This window comes from Pseudomonas laurylsulfativorans (assembly GCF_002906155.1).
Taxonomy (GTDB): Bacteria; Pseudomonadota; Gammaproteobacteria; order Pseudomonadales; family Pseudomonadaceae; genus Aquipseudomonas; species Aquipseudomonas laurylsulfativorans.
The window spans coordinates 152,707-171,873 of record NZ_MUJK01000008.1 but is presented as its reverse complement, the minus strand read 5'-3'; the positions used below and the strand labels follow the sequence as shown (position 1 = coordinate 171,873).

The window sequence follows — 19,167 nt, the reverse complement described above, 5'->3', positions numbered from 1 at the left end:
TCCGGTGGACGCAAAACGTCCATCGGCTTGAGGGCCAGTCTATTTTGTTTTGATTGAACGTTCAATCAACAAAGAATAAGATCTGCGACAAATCGTCGCTGCCTACAGGTTTTTCCTACTTGTAGTTGGCGGAAAAACGACATCAAAAACTGCTCGAAACCTACGCGCTGCGGCGCTCCAGGGGTTTCGGGCTTTTTTCGGGGTGTCTTTATATCACCCGCCGGTCGGCTGCCCACTAACCGATTGGTCGGGTAACTCGTTTGTCTTGCGTTCTTCTCTCGCACTGCCCGGAGCATCTGTGCCATGAGTTCTGCCTCGCTAATAAAGACCCCACCCGAGAAGGTGACGGTCAACGGTTGGGTGTTCTACACCTCTACCGCGTTGATTCTGTTGTTGACCGCCATTCTGATCATCGCCCCGCAAGAGGCCGGCAGAATGCTGGGTACGGCGCAAGCCTGGTTGTCCCGCAGCTTCGGCTGGTACTACATGGTGGTGATTGCCGCCTACCTGATTTTTGTCATCGGCCTGGCGTTTTCGTCCTACGGCAAACTCAAACTGGGCAGCAAGGACGATACCCCGGACTTCAGCTACGGCGCCTGGGCGGGGATGCTGTTCTCGTCGGGTATCGGCATCTCGTTGTTGTATTTCGGTGCGTCCGAGCCGCTGGACCACTACTTCAACCCGCCGGAAGGCGTGGCTGGCAGCAACCTTGCCGCCCGTCAGGCCGTGCAACTGACATTCCTGCACTGGGGCCTGCACGGCTGGGCGATCTACGCATTGGTCGGTCTGGCCGTTGCCTATTTTGCTTACCGGCATAACCAGCCGCTGGCGTTGCGGTCGGCGCTGTATCCGTTGGTGGGCGAGCGTTGGGTCAAGGGCGCGGCCGGGCATGCGGTGGACGGCTTCGGCATGTTCGTGACCCTGTTGGGTCTGGTGACCAACCTGGGGATTGGTTCGCTGCAAGTGTCGTCGGGTCTGGAAAACCTGTTCGGCATGGAGCACAGCAACACCAACCTGCTGATCGTGATCATCGTGATGAGCACCGTGGCGACCATCGCCGCCGTGTCGGGCGTGGAAAACGGCATCCGCCGTCTGTCCAACCTCAACATCGTGCTGTTCAGCGGCCTGCTGATTTTCGTGCTGTTGTTCGGCCCGACCCTGCACCTGCTCAACGGTTTCGTGCAGAACGTCGGTGATTACCTGAACGGCGTGGTGCTGAAGACCTTCGACCTCTATGTGTACGAAGGCGACAGTGAGAAGTCCGACCGCTGGCTGGGCCTGTGGACCCTGTTCTACTGGGCCTGGTGGATTTCCTGGGCGCCATTCGTGGGCATGTTCATCGCGCGTATTTCCCGTGGTCGCACTGTGCGCGAGCTGGTCGCTGGCGTGCTGTTGATTCCGTTGGGCTTTACCCTGGCGTGGCTGTCGATCTTCGGTAACTCGGCCCTGGACCTGGTGATGAACCACGGGGCGGTAGAGCTCGGGAAGACGGCGCTGGAACAGCCGTCCATGGCGATCTACCAGTTGCTTGAGCATTACCCGGCGTCGAAGGTTGTGATCGGCGTGTCGATCTTTGTCGGTTTCGTGCTGTTCCTGACCCCGGCGGACTCCGGCGCGGTGATGATGGCCAATCTGTCGTGCAAGGGCGGCAATGTCGACGAAGACGCCCCGCACTGGTTGCGGATCTTCTGGTCGGTGGTGATCACCCTGGTGACCATTGGCCTGCTGTTCGCCGGCAACTTCGAAGCCATGCAAACCATGGTGGTGCTGGCCGGTCTGCCGTTCTCGGTGGTGCTGGTGCTCTTCATGTTCGGCTTGCACAAGGCCATGCGCCAGGACGTGCAGATCGAACAGGAGCAAGCGGAACTGGCGGCACGCGGTCGCCGTGGTTTCAGTGAGCGCTTGACCCAGCTGGACCTGCAGCCGAGCCAGTCGGTGGTTCAGCGTTTCATGGACAAGCACGTCAGCCCGGCGCTGGAAGATGCGACCGTGCAGATGCGTGCTCAAGGTCTGCAAGTGCAAACGCTGCTGGGCAAATCCAAGCGTTGCATGGGGGTGCGGGTGGAGATGGAAGAGGGCAACCCGTTTGTCTACGAAGTGAGCCTGGACGGCTACCTGGCCACGCCGACTGAATCGGCTCAGCCCGATGAGGCGCGTCAGCGTTTCTATCGCGCCGAGGTCTACCTGCACAACGGCAGCCAGGACTACGATTTGATGGGCTTCACCCAGGATCAGATCACCCGTGACGTGCTCGATCAGTTTGAAAGCCATCGCCAGCTCCTTGGCCGGGTTTATAGCTGAAACCTGAGGTCAGCGGTGCAGTGAGTGCGCCGCAGCTCTAATTGTGGCGAGGGGGCTTGCCCCCGTTCGGCGGCGCAGCCGTCGTAGATCTGGATAATGCGGTTTATCTGAACTGTCTCGGTATCTTGGTTTGGGGCCGCTTCGCAGCCCAACGGGGGCAAGCCCCCTCGCCACTGGGTTCTCTGTTTACGGCAGAATATCTGCACTAACAAAAACGCCGCGATCATCTCGCGGCGTTTTTGTGTCTGTTGCCTTACCCCAGGTTCTTGCCGAGCAGTGCGTGATACAGCTCGCTGTCGCCAAGAATCCCTACGACATGGTTGTTATCGTGCAGCACCAGTTTGTTGCCGGTCTGATAACGAATCTGCAGCGCATCGCGCATGCCAATGTTCGAGTCCACCAGGGTTGGCCGACGACCCAGGCCTTCAACGGCCTGACCCGGTACCCAGTTTTGCAAGTCCAGCGTAGATCCGTTCTGGCGAGCGCCCTTGATGGTGTTGCCTTCAGCCAGGTCCAGCCACGAATCGCCGCCCGGATCCAGGCACACCGAACCGTTGATGCGTTTGCAGTTGTCCAGGGTGCGCATCAGGCTGCGACCGCACAGTACGTTCAGTGGGTTGGTGTGGGCCACGAAGGTCCGCACGTAGTCGTCCGCCGGGTTGAGGACGATTTCTTCCGGTTTGCTGTACTGGATGATCCGGCCGTCTTTCATGATCGCGATGCGGCTACCCAGTTTCAGGGCCTCGTCGAGGTCGTGGCTCACGAACACGATGGTCTTGCTTAGCTTGCGTTGCAGCTCCAGCAGCTCGTCTTGCAGACCCTGGCGGATCAGCGGGTCGAGTGCCGAGAACGGTTCGTCCATCAGCAAAATGTCGGCGTCCATCGCCAGGGCACGGGCCAGGCCCACGCGTTGTTGCATACCACCAGACAGCTCGTTGGGTTTCTTGTTGCGCCACTGGGTCAGGCCCACCAGCTCAAGCTTGTCGTCTACCAGTTTGCGTCGTTCCTTCTCGGGACGGCCCTGCATTTCCAGGCCGAAGCTGATGTTCTCGCGAACGGTCAGCCAAGGCATCAGGGCAAACTTCTGGAACACCATCGCGATGCGCTTGGTGCGCATCATTTTCAGTTCGGCCGGGGTGCAGGAGGCGATGTCGATCTGCTTGCCTTCGTGCTCGACGAACAGCTTGCCGCGGCTGACGGTGTTCAGGCCGTTGATGCAGCGCAACAGGCTGGACTTGCCGGAGCCGGACAGGCCCATCAGTACGCAGATCTCACCTTTTTCGACGTCCAGGCTGGCTTTTTCAACGCCGACAATCTGCCCGGTCTTTTTCAGGATTTCGTTACGCGTCATGCCCTGATCCAGCAGCTTGAGCGCCTCGCGTGGATCCTTGGAGAAGATAACGTCAACGTTATCGAAGCGAATTATGCTCATGCATCACCCCCTACTTTGGCGTCGGGTTGTTTGCAGATACGGTCGAGCATGATCGCCAGCAGTACGATCGCCAGGCCTGCTTCGAAGCCCAGCGCGATATCAGCAGTGTTCAGTGCGTTGACCACCGGTTTGCCCAGGCCGTCGGCGCCCACCAGTGCCGCGATCACCACCATCGAAAGGGACAGCATGATGCACTGGGTGATGCCGGCCGCGATGCTTGGCATGGCGTGGGGCAGTTCGATTCTCGAGAGCAACTGACGTCGCGAGCAGCCAAAGGCCTTGCCGGCGTCCATCAATTCTTCCGGAACATCGCGGATACCCAGGTAGGTCAGGCGGATGGGCGCGGCAATCGCGAACACCACCGTTGAGATCAGGCCCGGGACCACACCCAGCCCGAAGAGGGTGAGGGTAGGAATGAGGTACACGAAGGTCGGTACGGTCTGCATCAGATCGAGTACCGGACGCATTAAAGTATAGAACATGGGCTTGTGCGCGGCGACGATGCCCAGCGGCACGCCGATGACCACGCAGACCAGGGTAGCGAACATCACCTGGGCGAGGGTTTCCATGGTTTCCTGCCAGTACCCCAGGTTGAGGATCAGCAGAAAGGAGGCAACGACAAAGGCGGTCAGGCCCCATTTGCGTTGAATGAAGTGTGCCAGTAGTGCGATTAGGCCGATCAGCGCCAGCGGGTTGAACCAGGTCAGCGCAAACGTCACGCCGTGGATCATCGTTTCCAGTGTCACAGCGATTGCGTCGAAGGTGCTGGCGCCGTGTTGCGTCAACCATTCAACGAAGCTCGCGATGTACTGGCCTAAGGGTATTTTCTGATCAATCAGCATGGTAGTGAACGTCCGCATGCAAGGAAATAAACAGCCCGGACGGCGTGAGCCGTCCGGCATAAGCGATTACTGCAATTTGGCTTTAACGGCCTCCAGGCCAGGTTTACCGTCAATGGTGGTCACGCCAGCGAGCCAGGTATCGAGCACCTGTGGATTCTTTTTCAGCCAGGCCTTGGCGGCCGCGTCAGGCTTCATCTTGTCGTCCAGGATGTTGCCCATCAGTTCGCTTTCCATGTCGACGGTGAACTCCAGGTTCTTCAGCAACTGACCAACGTTGCTGCATTCCTCGGCGTAACCCTTGCGGGTGTTGGTCGCCACGGTGGCGGCACCGAAATCCGGGCCGAAGAAGTCATCACCACCGGTCAGGTATTGAATCTTGAAGCGCTTGTTCATCGGGTGCGGCGCCCAGCCGAGGAACACCACGGCGGTGTCGCGTTTCTGCGCGCGGTCGACCTGCGACAGCATGCCGGCTTCGGAGGATTCGACGACTTTGAAACCGGCTGTCTTCAGGCCGAAGGCATCCTTGTCGATCATCGACTGGATCAGGCGGTTGCCGTCGTTGCCGGGCTCGATACCGTAGATCTTGCCGTCGAGTTCTTTCTTGAATTTGGCGATGTCAGCGAAGTCATGCAGCCCTTTGTCGTACAGCGCCTGAGGGACGGCGAGGGTGTACTTGGCGCCCTTGAGGTTGGTACGCACGGTTTCCACGGTGCCGGCATCGCGGTAGGCCTTGATGTCGTTTTCCATGGTCGGCATCCAGTTCCCCAGGAACACGTCCATGTTCTTGCCGTCGGCCAGGGACTTGTAGGTCACGGGCACGGAAATCATGGTGGTCTTGGTCTTGTAGCCGAGGGCGTTGAGTACGACGCTGGTGGTCGCGGTTGTCGCGGTGATGTCGGTCCAGCCGACATCGGAGAAGTTTACGGTACTGCACTGCGCCGGTTCTGCGGCTTGCGCCAGAACCGGCAGACTAAGCATGGCGGCCAACAACAACGACGGGGAACCTTTCATGGATGGACTCCTTGGTGTTTTTTTTGGCAGTGTTCCGACTGGACCACCGCACTTATAGGTTGCGGTTGGATGGCGTTCTGGAGACAGCTCTACCACGGCGCCTTGCAATCGAGTCGATATGATCATGTACCAGTGAAAATCTGACGCCTACAGGGTGCGTCGTATCCAGTACAGGGATGGTCGCATCCAGTGTCGGTGACGTCGTTTACAGATTTTTTCAGCCCCTTTTCCCTCTCTGAACCGCAAAAAAACGGCGAAAACACGGCGTAAAAGACACGCGGCGCTAGTGGGCATGAGTGCGTCGGTTAGAGACGTCGAACAACACGATAAAAGCTTGATGATGCGGTCATCTCGGCGGATTGCAGCTTGAGCGTAGCAGCTCCGTCACCGTGCGCTTTTGCGTGCGCAGTGGGCCCATCCAGGAGTTCGGCAGTAATGGCTATCAGTGTTTTCGACCTGTTCAAAATCGGCATCGGCCCTTCCAGTTCTCACACCGTGGGGCCCATGCGGGCGGCGGCGTTGTTTGTACAGGGCTTGCGTGAGCGCGGGCTGCTGGAGCGGGTGCGGCGTGTCGAAGTCCAGCTGTTCGGCTCGTTGTCGGCCACCGGTATCGGCCACGGCAGCGACAATGCAGTGATCATGGGCTTGATGGGCGAGTGGCCGGATGCGATCGATCCGTCGCAAATCGGCATCAGCATCGCCACCCTGCGTGAGACCGATACGCTGCTGCTCGACGGTCGCTTGCCGGTGCCCTTCATCTGGGCCCGGGACATGCGCCTGATCGATGAGAACCTGCCATTCCACCCCAACGCCATGACCTTGATAGTCGAGGGTGATGACGGCGAGTTGCATCGTGACACCTACTATTCGATTGGCGGCGGTTTTGTCGTCGATGAGGCTCAGGCCTCCAGCGGTGTCGTCGACCTCGACCGCACCGTGCTGCCCTATGACTTTTCCAGCGCTGTCGAACTGCTGGAGCTGTGTAAAAAGCACAATCTGCGCGTAGCTGAATTAATGATGGCTAACGAGAGAGTGTGGCGCAGCGAGGATGAAATCCGCAGCGGCCTGATGAAGCTCTGGCGCGCCATGCAGGATTGCGTCGAACAAGGCCTGAAGCACGAAGGCATCCTGCCCGGCGGGCTGAACGTACGCCGCCGCGCGGCCAAGTTGCATCGCAGCTTGCAGGAATTGAACAAACCCAACGTGATCGGCTCGACCTTGAGCGCCATGGAGTGGGTCAACCTGTTCGCCCTGGCGGTCAACGAAGAAAACGCCGCCGGCGGGCGCATGGTCACGGCACCGACCAACGGCGCTGCGGGGATCATTCCGGCCGTGTTGCACTACTTTATGAAGTTCAGCGAGGCGGTGACCGACGCCAATGTCGTCGACTACTTCCTCAGTGCGGCGGCAGTGGGAATCCTGTGCAAGAAGAACGCTTCGATCTCCGGTGCCGAAGTCGGTTGCCAGGGCGAAGTCGGTTCGGCCTGCGCCATGGCGGCGGCAGGGTTGGCGGAAATCCTCGGCGCCACACCAGAGCAACTGTGCAACGCGGCGGAGATCGGTCTGGAGCACAACCTCGGCCTGACCTGCGACCCGGTGGGTGGGCTGGTCCAGGTGCCGTGCATCGAGCGCAACGCAATCGCTGCTGTGAAAGCGATCAATGCGGCGCAAATGGCATTGCGCGGCGATGGTCAGCACTTTATTTCGCTGGATCGGGTGATCCGCACCATGCGCGATACCGGTGCCGACATGCATGACAAATATAAGGAGACATCGCGGGGTGGGTTGGCGGTGAGTGCGGTCGAGTGTTGACGCAATACTTGTAGGCGCTGGCTTGCCAGCGAAAGCGGTGGTTCTACCGCTGAAGATGTGTCGGCTGTACGGGCCTCTTCGCTGGCAAGCCAGCTCCTACACATAGCCAGACCAGTCAAAACTGCGCGCTAAGTGAACACCCGATTTAAAGTGCGCCACCTTTTGGCGCGTCGCTTACAGATAAATCGTCTTGCCACTGATCGAGGGCCAACCGGCCTTCGACCACCCGTCGTCCGTGCTTGCGGTGACACTCCTTTCCATCGCGGCGCAACGCCGTTCCCACAAGTGCTACCGAATTGCTCACAGCGTGTGGGCCAAGGCGCTTGCCAGCCCTGATAGCCATTTAAATCCCCACTCCATGCGCGTCATATATAGACCCATTCCGACGTCGTTTTCAGGAGTTATTGAACGCACATTCAAAAATAGGCATGGCAATTGCTCTGTCATTACAAAGCCCGTCTCCCACGCGAGAACGCCGGCAATAAAAAGAGCCTCCGCCTGAGGCCATCACCCGCTTTGTGTGAGGAGATACCGCGATGACGTCGTTCAACTCTGGGGCCCAACCCCAGAACCGTGCGCCTCAATCCATCGGCTTTCTGCTGCTGGACAATTTCACGCTGATTTCTCTGGCCTCCGCAGTGGAACCCCTGCGCATGGCCAACCAGTTGTCCGGTCGCGAGCTGTATCGCTGGACCACCCTCACCGTCGATGGCGGCCAGGTCTGGGCCAGTGACGGTCTGCAGATCACCCCCGACGCCTCCATGCACAAAGCCCCGCCAATGGACACGGTCATCGTGTGCGGCGGTATCGGCATCCAGCGCACCGTTACCCGTGAACACGTGTCATGGCTGCAAAGCCAGGCCCGCCAATCCCGCCGTCTTGGCGCTGTCTGCACCGGCAGCTGGGCCTTGGCCTGCGCCGGCCTGCTCGACGGTTTCGATTGCAGCGTGCACTGGGAATGCCTGGCGGCGATGCAGGAAGCTTTCCCGCGGGTAGCCATGAGCACGCGCTTGTTCACCCTCGACCGTAACCGTTTCACCAGCTCGGGCGGCACCGCGCCGCTGGACATGATGCTGCACCTGATCAGCCGCGATCATGGCCGTGAGCTGTCGGCGGCCATTTCGGAAATGTTCGTCTACGAGCGCATCCGCAACGAGCAGGATCACCAGCGTGTGCCGCTCAAACACATGCTCGGCACCAACCAGCCGAAATTGCAGGAAATCGTTGCGCTGATGGAAGCCAACCTCGAAGAGCCAATCGACCTCGACGAATTGGCGGTGTATGTCGCGGTGTCCCGTCGTCAGCTCGAACGCCTGTTCCAGAAATACCTGCACTGTTCGCCGTCGCGTTACTACCTCAAGCTGCGCCTGATCCGCGCCCGGCAATTGCTCAAGCAAACGCCGATGTCGATCATCGAAGTGGCGTCGGTGTGTGGTTTCGTGTCCACGCCGCACTTCTCCAAGTGCTACCGCGAGTACTTCGGCATTCCGCCGCGTGACGAGCGCGTAGGCTCCAACACTACCCAGCAAGTGGCGATGATGCCGCTGCCGCAAGCGCTGGTGCTGTCTCCGTTGTCCGGGCCGTTGTCGGCACTGAGCCAGGCGCGTAATGAGTCGACGTTTGCCAGTGTAAGGCTCTAAACCGATGTGGCGAGGGGGCTTGCCCCCGTTCGGCCGCGAAGCGGTCGCAAGACCAATCACCAAGCGCTAACTGTCACTACTCGGTGAATGGTCTTGGGTCTGCTGCGCAGACCAACGGGGGCAAGCCCCCTCGCCACAGGTAGCCGTAAGGCTCTAGTCAAAGCTGGCGCTTGAAAAAAACGACGCGTTCGGTTTCCTCGAAACCGAGCGCGTTGTGCGTATCCTGACTCGCAAGATTGTCGAGTTCGGTGTCAGAGGCCATTTGTACACAGCCTTGTTCTCGTCCCCATTGCGCCACAATCTCGATCAGCTGTGCGGCCACGCCTTGGCGGCGTTGCTGGGGCACCACGTAGATACCCTCCAGATACACTACCGGCGAGTTGTCGGTGCCATTTACATAGTCGCGGCGCAATGAGGCTTCGACCAAGCCGACAGGTTGCTCCCGGCTGTCGTAAGCAACGAAGTTGATATAGCGTTGCGGCTCGCGCAGTTGCTGGTCGATTTCATCCCGATGCTCCTGTTCCGAAGCATGTGGCCAGAGTGCCTGACGCAAAGGAAGCCAGCCCGCTTGTTCGCTGGACTGGCAGTGTTGAATTCGGAACATCAGCGTTTACTCGTAGTTGCCGGACAGGCCGACACTCTAGCAAACGCTCAAGTGCGATGGCTCTGCTGATACTCCGCCAGCGCCGGCAACAACTGCTTGTCGATCGCCTGGCGCACCGCCGGCAGGATGGTCGCGCTGCTGGTGTACATCTGCTTGACCATGGTGCGTAGCACTATCGCCCGTTCATTGTTCAAACCTCGTACCGCGCACTCGCAAGCCTGCTCGGCCGTGGCGCCGTTCGGCACTTGAAATCCCAACGACTTGAGCTGGCCCAACAGGTCTTCCTGGTCTATCAAATCGGCGTGCATCATGACGCAATCCTTCTTCAGGGAACGGGGTCGTGGTTCGATTCTGGTGGGGGTGCCGGGTGTCGGCAAGGGCGATTTGTCGCAATGGCAGCATTGACTATGAACAGGTCGTTTTCGGGCAACTTGCCGGCCAAAGGAGGGGGCACACTGGGCTCAGCTCGCTTCACGAAGGTTTGGTCACCCTCGCACGGCAGCTCCTCAACAGTACCCTCTGCCTCGATCCTGTCACGGCTTGATCGGGGCTTTTTTTGTCTGCATAAACGCAATCGCTGGCAAGCCAGCTCCTACAAGGTTCGCGTAATCCTGTAGGAGCTGGCTTGCCAGCGATGAACGATGACGCGGTTTAACGCTGTAGCACGAGAATGCGCGACAGCAACTCATCCCGGTCGACATAGCAGCCCTGGAAATGCCGCGCCCCGGTGGCGGGGTCGAAGGCGTTGCGGGCATGCAGCGTGCGACGGTTGTCGAAGCACCACAGCTCACCGGGATTGAGCCGTTGCATCAGACGAAACCGGGGTTCGCGGGTCATGGCGATAAAGCGCCGGTAGGCTTGATAGAGCCTGGGCATCTGCTCTACCGAGGCATCGAACGGTCCGCGCAGAAAATTTGCCATGCGGATTTCCGACACCTGCCCCAACGCATCCAGGGCAATGATCGGCGCGAGACAACGGTAGTCACTGTGACGGTCCTTGTTGCGAAACTCCACGGGGATTTCGCAGAGGCTTTTGAAGGATCCAGGGTCTTCCCGGCGCAAGGCGTCGGCAATGGCAAAACCATCGACAAAAATGCTCTCGCCACCCTCGGCGTCATTGACCAGGCAATGCAGGAACTGCAGCCCCGGTTGCAACTCACGGGTTGGCAAATCGCTGTGCAGTGGCAGGTTGAAAGCCGTGTAGGCGTTGCTGTCGGCATCGGCCTTGGATTGCACGTTGAACAGCACGCCGAAATTGCTCTCGCGGATGAAGGAAATCCGTTGGGCGACCAGCTTCAACGAGCCGGGCTCCGTGGGTACGCCACGGACCTGGGTCAGCCCGACATCGCGTACCGCCAGCAGCCATTGCAGTAACGTCTGCGAGTCGTTCATCAACGCCTGATAGTCGAACACCGGCAACTGCAAATCGCTGTGCCAGAGCCGCGCTTTGGGTTTGCCTGCCAGGCGTTCGGCGCGGGATTCGTCGTCATAGGCGTGGGCGCGCAGCCAGCCGGGATCGAAGCGGCTGGCGTGGCCATCCTGCCAATCCACCGACAGGCAGCCTTCAGTGTCGATGTGTACGGCGTCAGGCATCAGATCCTGAGCCACGTCGACGATTTCCAGCACTTGTTCGCGGGTCACGGTGTAGACGCATTGCGGGCACGGGCAATTGTCCCGCAGCCATTGATGGTGGAAAGGGCTGACGCGATCGTCGGCCCACTTCACCAGAACACGGTCCGCCAGGGTCTGCACGCCAGTCAGCGCGCTGATCAACGGATAGGTACGAAAGTCGGCAAATGCTGCGGCGGTGTTCATGGCGATCTCCTTGTTATTTTTTGGGTGGTAATGCGATCACTCGGCCAATGAACTCGGGCGTTGGCAGGTCTGCCTGTTCGGCGACGATGGCTTGCAGCTGGCTCAGGGACTGCTCGCTGAACGGTGCCGAGCGCGGCCCGGCGAGATCCACGTGCAGCAGCATCTGCTCATTACCGGCAAGTTCCTTGTCATCACCGACCAGATGCAGGCTGTGATAGAGGTGCACGCGCTTGCTGTCGTGGGCAATGATCTGGGTGTGCACTTCGACTTGGGCGTCGAGTTTCACTTCGTGCAGATAGTTGAGGTGCAGTTCGAGGGTGAACAGCGAGTTGCCGCTGGCTTCGCGACTATTGCTGTCCAGGCCCAGGCGATCCATCAGGGCGTCGGTGGCGTAGCTGAAAATCAGTAGGTAGAAGGCATCGCGCAGGTGGCCGTTGTAGTCGACCCAGTCGGGGATGATGGTGGTTTGGTAGGTGGTGAGGGTGGGCATGTCATCAAATCCTGAAGTCATGAATACCTGTAGGAGCCGGCTTGCCGGCGATAGCGTTGTCGAAGCGCTGCAGAGGGGGTGGATGTACCGGCCTCATCGCTGGCAAGCCAGCTCCTACAAAGGGCTGCGGTGTTTAGTCGGCGAACGTCATCCCATGCTTCTCTTTGGTGGTCTTCACCGCCTCCAGCACCGCGAGCAGGCAGTCATCACGATAGCGCTCCAGCGCCGAAATGCTGTGTTTGCCCAGTTGATCGCTGGTGCCGTCGACTACGTCGTCGATCAGCTTGTCGGTCAGTTCCGGTGCCGGCAGGTAGGTCCATGGCAATTGCAGCGCCGGGCCGAACTGCGCCATGAAGTGGCGCATGCCGGCATCGCCACCGGCCAGGGTGTAGGTCAGGAAGGTGCCCATGAACGACCAGCGCAAGCCCGCGCCAAAGCGGATGGCATCGTCGATTTCGCCGGTGGTCGCCACGCCATCGTTGACCAGGTGCAGCGCCTCACGCCACAGCGCTTCGAGCAGGCGGTCGGCGATGAAGCCCGGTACTTCCTTGCGTACGTGCAGCGGGCGCATGCCTAGGGATTCATAGACTTTCATCGCTGCTTGCACGGCTTCAGGGGCGGTGTTCTTGCCGCCGACCACTTCCACCAGAGGCAGCAGGTAAACCGGGTTGAACGGGTGGCCGACTACACAGCGTTCCGGGTGCGTGGCGCTTTCGTAGAACTCGCTCGGCAACAGGCCGGAGGTGCTGGAACCAATCAACGCATTGGGCTTGGCCGCCGCGCTGATTTTGCTGTGCAGGTCCAGCTTCAGGTCCAGCCGTTCCGGGGCGCTTTCCTGGATGAAGTCGGCGTCGCGCACGCACTCTTCGATGGTCGCGACAAAACGCAGGCGATCTTGCGATGCGCCGGGTGCCAGGCCTTGTTTTTCCAACGCGCCCCAGGCATTGGCGACGCGTTTGCGCAAGGCCGCTTCAGCACCGGGTGCCGGGTCCCAGGCCACCACGTCCAGGCCGTGGGCGAGGGCGCGGGACACCCAGCCGCTGCCAATGACACCGCTGCCTAACGCTGCGAAGGTTTTGATTTCGGTGATAAAGCTCATGGTGACTTCCTGAAGAGTTCGATGATCCCTTGTGGGAGCGGGCTCTGTGGCAAGGGGGCTTGCCCCCGTTCGGCTGCGAAGCAGTCGTAAAGCTTTTAGGGCCGCTTCGCGCCCCAACGGGGGCAAGCCCCCTCGCCACAAAAGCCCTCCCACAGGGGGGGTGTAGGTTTGATTAACCGCGCTTGGTCAGACCCATTTTCTTGCGGCCTTCAGCCGGCGTAAGAACGCGGGCACCGAGGCGGCTGAGGATTTCCGTGGCGCGTTCGACCAGTTGGCCGTTGGTCGCCAGCACGCCCTTGTCCAACCACAGGTTGTCTTCCAGGCCGACGCGCACGTTGCCGCCGAGCAACACCGCTTGCGCCGCCATCGGCATCTGCATGCGACCGATACCGAATCCGGCCCAGACCGCATCGGCGGGCAGGTTGTCGACCATGGCTTTCATGGTCGTGGTGTCCGCCGGGGCGCCCCACGGGATGCCCAGGCACAGCTGGAACAGCGGGTTGTCGAGCAGGCCTTCCTTGATCATCTGCTTGGCGAACCACAGGTGACCGGTGTCGAAGATTTCCAGCTCGGCCTTCACGCCCAGCTCTTGAATGCGCTTGGCGCCAGCACGCAGCTGGGCAGGGGTGGAGACGTAAATGGTGTCGCCGTCACCGAAGTTCAGGGTGCCGCAATCGAGGGTGCAGATTTCCGGCAGCAGCTCTTCGACGTGGGCCAGGCGGGTCAGCGGGCCGACCAGGTCAGTATTCGGGCCGAATTCCATCGGATTCTCGCCGGCGCCGATTTCCAGGTCGCCGCCCATGCCCGCGGTGAGATTGACGATGATGTCCACGTCCGCCTCGCGGATGCGCTCCATCACTTCGCGGTACAGCGCCACGTCACGGCTGAACTTGCCGGTTTGCGGGTCCCGCACATGGCAGTGAACCACAGTGGCGCCGGCCTTGGCGGCTTCCACGGCGGCAGCCGCGATCTGTTTCGGGGTGACCGGCACGTGTGGGCTCTTGGCGGTCGTGTCGCCAGCACCGGTGAGTGCGCAGGTGATGATGACGTCGTGGTTCATTTGGCGGTTCCTTACAGGCGAGTTTTTTGGTTTTGGCCAGGCGTGGTAGTCCGGTTCGCAGCCCGTTGGGGCTGCGAGTCGGTGGTTCGTTCGGGTTTATTTACTGGTCAGTTGCAGGTTTTCAGCGGCTGGTTTGCCATCGAAGGTGGTGACGCCTTCAAGCCAGCGTTTTTTGTCCTGCGGGTGATCCTTGAGCCATTGCTTGGCCGACTCGAAAGCGTCCTTGTGATCCAGCAGTGGCTGCATCATCCGGCTCTCGTCTTCGGCGGTGAACGTCAGGTTGCTCAGCAGGCGACCGATGTTCGGGCATTGTTCGGCGTATGTCGGTGCGGTGACGGTCCACACGGTGGCCTTGCCTTCGTTCGGGCCGAGGGCGTCGTCGCTGCCGGTGAGGTAGGTCATTTTCACGTTGACGTTCATCGGGTGCGGCGCCCAGCCGAAGAACACCACGGCTTCGTTGCGACGCACGGCGCGATCTACCGCGGCGAGCATGCCGGCTTCGCTGGACTCGACCAGCTGGAACTTGCCGAGGCCGAACTGGTTCTTGGAAATCATGGCCTTGATCTGGGTGTTGGCGCCCGAGCCAGGCTCGATGCCGTAGATCTTGCCGCCCAGTTCTTTTTCGAATTTGGCGATGTCAGCAAAGGTTTTCAGGCCCTTGTCGGCGAGGTAGGTCGGCACGGCGAGGGTCGCGCGGGCGTCCTGCAGGCTTGGCGCTTCAAGCACCTTGACCTGTTTGGCATCGACGAAGGGGGTGATGGTCTGGGTCATCAGCGGGTTCCAGTACCCGAGGAACAGGTCCAGACGCTGGTCGCGGATCCCGGCGAAGATGATTTGCTGGGAGGCGCTGGTTTGTTTGGTGCTGTAGCCGAGGCCGTCGAGCAATACTTGGGTCATGGCGCTGGTGGCGATTACGTCGGTCCAGTTCACTACACCCATGCGCACGTTCTGGCACGCGGCGGGTTCGGCGGCCATGACATTGGCGCTCAGTAACGCGGTACCACTGAGTGCAAGAACACAGCTGCTGATCAGTCGTTTCATTCTCAGGTTCCTCGGCAGTTCGTTATTGTGAGTTCCGGTGTCTGATGCGCCGGTGATGCCAAGTTACGCAGCTAAGCGGCCATGAAAGCGCACTGCGGCGACCAGCTCTTGCACTGCAGCGACCTGTGCTCTTGAATGCCGCGTGCAACAGGCGTATCAACGTCCTCATGCTCCCCGCCCTCTCGCTGCTTGCCAATCGAGTGCGCTCCATGTCCCAGGATTTCTATTTCTTGTTGATGCCGGGCTTCTCGGCCATCGGATTTATCTCGGCCATCGAGCCGTTGCGGGTCGCCAATCGCTTTCGCGGCGAGCTCTATCGCTGGCATGTGCTGAGTGCCGACGGCGGGGCGGTGCTGGCCAGCAACGGCATGTCGGTGAACGCCGATGCGGCGCTGGAGCCGCTGAAGAAAGGCGCGACACTGCTGGTGGTCGCCGGGTTCGAACCCCTGAAGTTCGCCACCCCGGCGCTGGAACACTGGCTGCGCCGCCTGGACAACGAAGGTGTGACCCTCGGCGCCATCGACACCGGCAGCTTCATACTCGCCGAGGCGGGTCTGCTCGACGGTCATCGCCTGACCCTGCACTGGGAAGCCATCGACGCCTTCAAGGAGTCCTATCCACAGCTCAGCGTCACCCAGGAGCTGTTCGAGATCGACCGTCGGCGCATCACCTCCGCCGGTGGCACGGCTTCCATCGATTTGATGCTGGATCTGATCGCCCAGGCCCACGGTCCCGATCTGGCGATCCAGGTCAGCGAACAATTCGTGCTCGGCCGCATCCGCCCGCGCAAAGACCACCAGCGCATGGAAGTCGCCACGCGCTATGGCATCAGCAACAAGAAGCTGGTGCACGTGATCGGCGAGATGGAACAGCACAGCGAACCGCCGCTCAGCACGCTGGAACTGGCGGAATCGATCAAGGTGACGCGTCGGCAACTGGAGCGCCTGTTTCGCCTGCATCTGAACGACACACCGAGCAATTTCTATCTGCGCTTGAGGCTGGAGAAGGCGCGGCAGTTATTGCGGCAAACAGACATGAGCGTGCTGGAAGTGAGCATTGCCTGCGGGTTTGAATCGCCGTCGTATTTCACCCGCAGCTATCGGGCGAAATATGAGCGTTGTCCGCGGGAGGATCGGCGTAGTGTTGGCGCTCGGCAAGGTGCCGGTGTGCCGCAACCTCCTCCCACAGAGGCGCCGGTTATTTAGTGCAACTGCGGGGACCTGAACTGCAGGACTAGAGCGGTCAGACTGTCAGCGTTGTGAGTGGTGATTGCTATTTGTGCAGCCCAGGCTTGGTGTTCCGAAGTTTGGTACGTTTCTTGTGCCAGGCGTACATGTTCTTGTATGGAGTTTTTTTGCCTGTCTCCGATTTCTGACAGGTCTGGAGTGTTTTCGGCAATCCGTAAGGATTCCTCAATGTCTTCCTTCAGCGTTGCTTCGCTGGTCTCCTTTGTATCGTTACGCGAGGAGGCGGAAAACAAATCCCAGTAGTCATGAGTTTCGGCATGAACATGACTGAGTTCGTGAAAGATTGTTCCTGCTCTGTATATTTCTGATTGTTCGCGTGCCTTGACGTTAAAGTAAATGGATTTATTCGCTTTTGTTTCTAGCGGGTTTGAAAATGCCCGCTCGCTAGGATAGTTTTGGTTGTTCGCGGTGAAGACAAAACGATCGCCACTAACATAATCCTCTAATGCACCGGAAAGGATGCTTTCAAGCTTTCCTTTGGCTTCCCTCGCAGCAAATTTCAGATATTGCTTGCTCTTTTTTTGACCGTAGATATTTCTCAGTTTTGTTCGCGTCTCTTTGGATAGTTTTGGTTCGCTGAGGGACAAAATCGCATTGTTCGTGAAGTCGATCATGGCCGAGAAATCGCTCTCGAATTCAAGCCTCTGTTCTTTCGGTAAATCATCGGCCCGCCGATAAAGTATTTCCTGCCCAGCGGCGATCATTTCCTGTTCCATTTCATTCATGGGATCAACCGGTGCAAGGCCTTGGCTGTCCTTGAAGCGCAGTGGATTGTTCTGAACCATCCGGTAGCGGTTCAAACCATCGATGTCACCCGCCGGATCCGGGTTGATCCAGCGCTGTAACCAGGGAGCGTAATAACGAAGCCCGTAGTAATAAAGCCCGGTGGCATCCCGTTCCTTTCCGGAGTACCTGATGGACTTGTAACTGGCCTCGGTGTCATTTCGAGCGAGCCACCAGGCGGTGCCGCCAAAGGCGTAGTAACCCTCCTGGCTTATCAGCGCGGCATCCTCGTCCAGTTCCAGCGTGCAGGATCCAAGGTGATCGCCCAGGCTGTAACGGATCTGGTCGTTGGCAATGCCTTCGGGCGGGTCTTCGTGCCAATGCAAACCCCGTGCGTTGCAATCTCCAGCGTCAACATTCATGACATAGCGTACTTCTTCGCGACCGTTGTAATGGATCTCCAACCCGGGCAGATAACGCACTTCGCTGGTTAAAGTTGCAGATTTTGTCTTGCGCCGGAGTACTTTGCGTAGTCGCTGGCCGTGGCCGTCGTAACGATAGAGTTCATCATCATTGTGTTCATCGTGTCGGGTGACTTGAATGACCTCGCTGAGTTGATTGCGACTGTCCCAGTGCATGACCTGTGCGCCAGGGGACAGGATCAGCATGTTGCCGTTGCTGTCGAAGCTCTTGATGAATTCCGGCTCTCCTGTCTGGGGTTTAGGCAGACTTCGGTTGCTTGAAGGCTCTGTCACCCTCTCACGGGTGTAACCTCGAAGGCCTTCATGGACAAGGGTTTGAAGATTTCCTGCGGGATCATATGAAAATGTCTGTTTGTAGGCACTTGTCACTGTCGATTGCGATGCACGCAATACTGGACCCTGGTTCGCCGCAATGGATTCTCGACCGCTTGCCTCTATCAATTGAAAAAGCGTGTCATATCGATAGTGGTTGGTGGGCTCAGTACGCTGGTTCCTGAAGTAGCGTATAGCCGTGGCCGAGTCCTGGGTCCGGGTGATATTGCCGACAGGATCGTAGGTGTAGGCAAGGTCCTGGAGAGCATGGCCTGGACGGCTTGAGGTGAGATGTAACAGGCGATCACTTTGAATGTCATAACGGCGGGTGGTCGTAACACCATTACCGGCAGTTTCATGCTCGATCTGACCACTGACGCTATAGCACCTGTTGCTGAGCAGCGTTTTGTCCGGCAGATGCCTGCGTTTAAGGGTTACCTGTGTGAGCTGGCCTGCGATGTCATAGCCTAATAACCTTTGGTTTTCCCGCGCATCGGTTTGGGTCACCAGGTTGCCCAAGGCATTGAAGCGCCATTGGGTGGTTTCACCTTCGGCTTCGAGTTTGCTGTCGCGGTCAGTCAAGCGCTCTGGCCAATTGGCAACTGACAGTTCGTTCATGAACTGTCGGGATTCGCTTAGCCGAATGCCCGCAAGACTGTATTCATCGAGATGCAGGCAGCCAGCCGTGTCGTCGTGGCGAATCAGGCGTCCGCACTGATTATGTGGGCTGTACTCGGCGCGGCTGTCGGCATAGACCATCCGCTCAGTCGTGGCAGAGGTTGCGTTGACAGCTTGCTCTGAGATGGCAATCGGGCGTAACAGGTTGTCGTACTCGATCTGACGTTGATTTTGTCGACCATCCCACTCGAATCGAAGCTCGCCACTGGCTCCCGGCAGTCTTGCTTTCCAGCCGGCGTCAACGTTGCTGTTCAGTAATGGCTCGCCGGAGAGGCCGTACACCATGGTCAGATTAGGCTGACCTTGCGTTGCCCATAGACGTGGATCCCAGCCAGCGCTCAGGTGCCCGTTCCTGCCGAAGGCCTGACGGGTAATGCGCGGTTCTGGCGTTTCGTCCGGGTGGGCGCGATAGTAGGCCACGCTGCGAATCACATGGCTGCGTGGGTCCTGTGTCATCAAGGTTGGAGTGAAGCGGTGTAGGTTGGCGGCCATATGATCGTTGAACGCTGATGGAAGATGCCAATCTATGCGCCGCTTTTGCCAAATTGACTACTGTCATAAACAACAGGTGCGGAGCT

The 19,167-nt window shown here is 59.2% G+C and carries 15 protein-coding genes; 4 read left to right on the top strand and 11 right to left on the bottom strand.

All coding sequences use genetic code 11. The features are described 5' to 3' along the window. The first annotated feature begins 360 nt into the window (after positions 1 to 360). Positions 361 to 2,301 (top strand): BCCT family transporter, encoded by a 1,941-nt coding sequence (locus B0D71_RS22715; protein WP_240635728.1) that lies wholly within the window; start codon positions 361 to 363, stop codon positions 2,299 to 2,301. Positions 2,302 to 2,554: 253 nt separating this feature from the next. On the opposite strand, the gene choV is transcribed toward B0D71_RS22715, so the two are convergent. From choV to B0D71_RS22695, 3 genes are all read right to left on the bottom strand, one after another. After that, positions 2,555 to 3,733 carry a choline ABC transporter ATP-binding protein gene (gene choV, locus B0D71_RS22705; RefSeq protein ID WP_103396706.1) on the bottom strand — a complete coding sequence of 393 codons (1,179 nt, stop codon included), beginning with the start codon at positions 3,731 to 3,733 and terminating at the stop codon, positions 2,555 to 2,557. Further along, positions 3,730 to 4,575 (bottom strand): choline ABC transporter permease subunit, encoded by an 846-nt coding sequence (gene choW, locus B0D71_RS22700; protein ID WP_103396705.1) that lies wholly within the window; start codon positions 4,573 to 4,575, stop codon positions 3,730 to 3,732. Before choW ends, choV begins: the two co-directional genes overlap by 4 nt. A gap of 66 nt (positions 4,576 to 4,641) precedes the next feature. After that, positions 4,642 to 5,586, bottom strand: a complete 945-nt coding sequence (locus tag B0D71_RS22695) for a choline ABC transporter substrate-binding protein (protein WP_103396704.1) — start codon at positions 5,584 to 5,586, stop codon at positions 4,642 to 4,644. A gap of 435 nt (positions 5,587 to 6,021) precedes the next feature. On the opposite strand from B0D71_RS22695, the gene B0D71_RS22690 reads away from it, so the two are divergent. Both B0D71_RS22690 and gbdR read left to right on the top strand, forming a co-directional pair. Next, positions 6,022 to 7,398, top strand: coding sequence for an L-serine ammonia-lyase (locus B0D71_RS22690; protein ID WP_103396703.1), 1,377 nt, complete (start codon positions 6,022 to 6,024; stop codon positions 7,396 to 7,398). Positions 7,399 to 7,934: 536 nt separating this feature from the next. Then, on the top strand, positions 7,935 to 9,038 hold the full coding sequence (gbdR, locus tag B0D71_RS22685) for a choline metabolism transcriptional regulator GbdR (protein WP_090325880.1): 1,104 nt from the start codon (positions 7,935 to 7,937) through the stop codon (positions 9,036 to 9,038). Positions 9,039 to 9,195: 157 nt separating this feature from the next. Here the strand turns inward: gbdR and aac(6') are convergent, their stop codons facing one another. The 7 genes from aac(6') to B0D71_RS22645 all read right to left on the bottom strand — a co-directional run bounded on the left by aac(6') (position 9,196) and on the right by B0D71_RS22645 (position 15,147). Further along, positions 9,196 to 9,642, bottom strand: a complete 447-nt coding sequence (aac(6'), locus tag B0D71_RS22680) for an aminoglycoside 6'-N-acetyltransferase (RefSeq protein ID WP_103396702.1) — start codon at positions 9,640 to 9,642, stop codon at positions 9,196 to 9,198. Between the two features lie 47 nt (positions 9,643 to 9,689). Continuing rightward, on the bottom strand, positions 9,690 to 9,953 hold the full coding sequence (locus B0D71_RS22675; protein WP_103396701.1) for a hypothetical protein: 264 nt from the start codon (positions 9,951 to 9,953) through the stop codon (positions 9,690 to 9,692). Between the two features lie 340 nt (positions 9,954 to 10,293). Then, positions 10,294 to 11,457, bottom strand: coding sequence for a gamma-butyrobetaine dioxygenase (locus tag B0D71_RS22665; RefSeq protein ID WP_103396699.1), 1,164 nt, complete (start codon positions 11,455 to 11,457; stop codon positions 10,294 to 10,296). A 13-nt stretch (positions 11,458 to 11,470) separates the two neighbouring features. Beyond that, positions 11,471 to 11,947, bottom strand: coding sequence for a thioesterase family protein (locus tag B0D71_RS22660; protein ID WP_103396698.1), 477 nt, complete (start codon positions 11,945 to 11,947; stop codon positions 11,471 to 11,473). A 133-nt stretch (positions 11,948 to 12,080) separates the two neighbouring features. Next, the gene (locus B0D71_RS22655) at positions 12,081 to 13,046 is read right to left on the bottom strand and encodes an L-carnitine dehydrogenase (protein ID WP_103396697.1); all 966 of its coding nucleotides are present in this window, start codon (positions 13,044 to 13,046) and stop codon (positions 12,081 to 12,083) included. Between the two features lie 172 nt (positions 13,047 to 13,218). Beyond that, the gene (cdhC, locus tag B0D71_RS22650) at positions 13,219 to 14,106 is read right to left on the bottom strand and encodes a 3-dehydrocarnitine:acetyl-CoA trimethylamine transferase CdhC (RefSeq protein WP_103396696.1); all 888 of its coding nucleotides are present in this window, start codon (positions 14,104 to 14,106) and stop codon (positions 13,219 to 13,221) included. Positions 14,107 to 14,202: 96 nt separating this feature from the next. Next, positions 14,203 to 15,147, bottom strand: coding sequence for a choline ABC transporter substrate-binding protein (locus B0D71_RS22645; RefSeq protein ID WP_103396695.1), 945 nt, complete (start codon positions 15,145 to 15,147; stop codon positions 14,203 to 14,205). Between the two features lie 209 nt (positions 15,148 to 15,356). On the opposite strand from B0D71_RS22645, the gene B0D71_RS22640 reads away from it, so the two are divergent. Next, positions 15,357 to 16,352 carry a GlxA family transcriptional regulator gene (locus tag B0D71_RS22640; RefSeq protein WP_103396694.1) on the top strand — a complete coding sequence of 332 codons (996 nt, stop codon included), beginning with the start codon at positions 15,357 to 15,359 and terminating at the stop codon, positions 16,350 to 16,352. Here the strand turns inward: B0D71_RS22640 and B0D71_RS22635 are convergent. Beyond that, on the bottom strand, positions 16,349 to 19,081 hold the full coding sequence (locus B0D71_RS22635) for an RHS repeat domain-containing protein (protein ID WP_103396693.1): 2,733 nt from the start codon (positions 19,079 to 19,081) through the stop codon (positions 16,349 to 16,351). The two genes, B0D71_RS22640 and B0D71_RS22635, sit on opposite strands and share 4 nt — an antisense overlap. Between the last annotated feature and the right edge of the window lie 86 nt (positions 19,082 to 19,167).